Annotated in this window: 2 protein-coding genes, 1 tRNA gene and 1 pseudogene; 2 read left to right on the top strand and 2 right to left on the bottom strand. The window is 69.4% G+C overall.

Annotation, left to right across the window (positions count from 1 at the left end):
• Positions 1 to 179, bottom strand: a pseudogene (locus PLL68_RS15870) (primosomal protein); the annotation flags it as partial.
• Between the two features lie 37 nt (positions 180 to 216).
• Here PLL68_RS15870 and PLL68_RS05645 point away from each other — a divergent pair.
• Positions 217 to 414, top strand: coding sequence for a DUF5703 family protein (locus tag PLL68_RS05645; RefSeq protein ID WP_159899203.1), 198 nt, complete (start codon positions 217 to 219; stop codon positions 412 to 414).
• On the opposite strand, the gene PLL68_RS05640 is transcribed toward PLL68_RS05645, so the two are convergent.
• Complete coding sequence (locus PLL68_RS05640; protein ID WP_324532458.1) at positions 398 to 1,723, bottom strand: M20/M25/M40 family metallo-hydrolase; 1,326 nt, start codon at positions 1,721 to 1,723, stop codon at positions 398 to 400. The genes PLL68_RS05645 and PLL68_RS05640 overlap by 17 nt on opposite strands.
• 133 nt (positions 1,724 to 1,856) lie before the next feature.
• On the opposite strand from PLL68_RS05640, the gene PLL68_RS05635 reads away from it, so the two are divergent.
• A tRNA-Leu gene (locus tag PLL68_RS05635) sits at positions 1,857 to 1,941 on the top strand.
• Position 1,942: the final 1 nt, after the last annotated feature.

The following is a 1,942-nucleotide window of genomic DNA, read 5'->3' as shown; positions in this document are numbered from 1 at the left end:
GTCATCTCGCCGTACGCGTCGAACAGCGCCCCGTCGTAGTCCTCGAAGGCGTCGGCGAGGTCGTCGTAGGCGGCGATGACAGCCGGGTCGTCCTCCCCGCGACGAGCGCTGCTTGCCTCCAGGTGCCTTTCGAGGGCGGCGACGAGGGTGTTCAGGGCGGCACGCGGGTCAGCGCTCATGGTGTCGACGGTACTCGCCGCTTGGCACAATGTGGTGATGGTCGAGTACGAGTACCTCACCCTGACGTTCGGGCGGGAGACCGCGCGGGGTGACATCCGCCGTCTGCTGACCGAGCACGCCGAGTACGGGCACTGGGAGCTCGACCGCACCAGGATCTACGTCGGCGGTCGGACCCGCACCAGGTTGCGCCGTCGGATCATCCGGGCACGGCGGGCCGTCAGCACGTCGCGATGAGGCGCCCGAGGACCCTGGCTCCGAACTGGAGCGCGTCGACCGGGACACGCTCGTCGACCCCGTGGAACATGGGGGCGAAGTCGAGATCGGCCGGCAGGCGCAGTGGGGCGAACCCGTAGCCGGTGATGCCCAGCAGCGAGAGTGCCTTGTTGTCGGTGCCGCCGGACAGGCAGTACGGCAACACGACGGCATCCGGGTCCTCGGTGCGCAGCGCGGCGACCATCGCCTCGACGAGGTCGCCCTCGAAGGGAGCGTCAAGGGCGATGTCGCGATGGAGGACCTCGACGCTCACGTGCTCACCGGCGAGCTCCGTGATTGTGGCGAGCAGCTGCTCCTCGTGACCGGGCAGGAACCGGCAGTCGACGTTGGCGCTGGCGTGCTGCGGGATGACGTTGTGCTTGTAGCCCGCGTCGAGCATGGTGACGTTGCTCGTGTCCTGAAGGGTGCCGCGCACGAAGCCCTGTGCCCCGCGAAGATGGTCGAGCAGGTCCTCGAGGTCCTCGTCGGACCAGCTCGTGCCCGTCAGCTCACCCAGGCCCTCGAGCAAGGTGCGCACCGACGGGATGAACTCGCGGGGCCAGGTGTGGGCGGCGATGCGGGAGATGGCCTCGGCCAGCCGCACGATGGCGTTCTCGTCGTTGGGGACCGAACCGTGGCCCGCGCGGCCGTGAGCGGTCAGGCGAAGCCAGCAGATGCCCTTCTCGGCCGTCTGGAGCAGGTAGGTGCGACGCTCGTCGCCATGGCGATCGGTCACGGTGACGCTGTAGCCGCCGACCTCGCTGATCGCCTCGGTGACCCCGTCGAAGACCTCGGGGTGCTGCTCGACGAGGAAGTGCGAACCCTTGCGCCCGCCGGCCTCCTCGTCCGCGAAGAACACGATGACGAGGTCGCGCGGCGGAACGGTGCCGGTGCGGGCGAGGTCGCGGACACAGGCGAGGATCATCGCGTCCATGTCCTTCATGTCGACGGCGCCGCGCCCCCAGACGCAGCCGTCACGCAGCTCACCCGAGAACGGGTCGACCGACCAGTCGGCGGCGTTGGCCGGAACGACGTCGAGGTGGCCGTGGATGCACAGGGCGCCGCGCTCACGGTCGGCGCCGGGGATGCGGACCACCACGCTGACCCGCCCCGGGTCGCTCTCGAACGTCTGCGGTTCCAGCCCCACCTCTCGCAGGCTCTGCACGACGTAGGCAGCGGCCTCGGCCTCGCCGGGTCCCGAACCGTCGCCGAAGTTGCTCGTGTCGATCCGGATCAGGTCCTGGCAGATCTGGACGACCTCGTCCTGGGCTGCTGTCGTGGTCTCACGCATGAGGACACACTAGGCCGGGGCCGCGATCGGGCGGCGGCAGAGGACGTCCGGGGATCGGATTTCGGTCCGACGCACGATGCGTGTAATGTTCCGGGTCGCAGGACGGCCTCCCCGGGCCGGGCCCGCACCACTCGTCCGGGTGGCGGAATTGGCAGACGCGCTAGCTTGAGGTGCTAGTGCCCTTATTGGGCATGGGGGTTCAAGTCCCCCCTCGGACAC

It is taken from the genome of Ornithinibacter sp. (assembly GCF_035443565.1).
Lineage (GTDB): Bacteria > Actinomycetota > Actinomycetes > Actinomycetales > Dermatophilaceae > Fodinibacter.
This window is presented reverse-complemented; position numbering and strand designations above follow the sequence as displayed.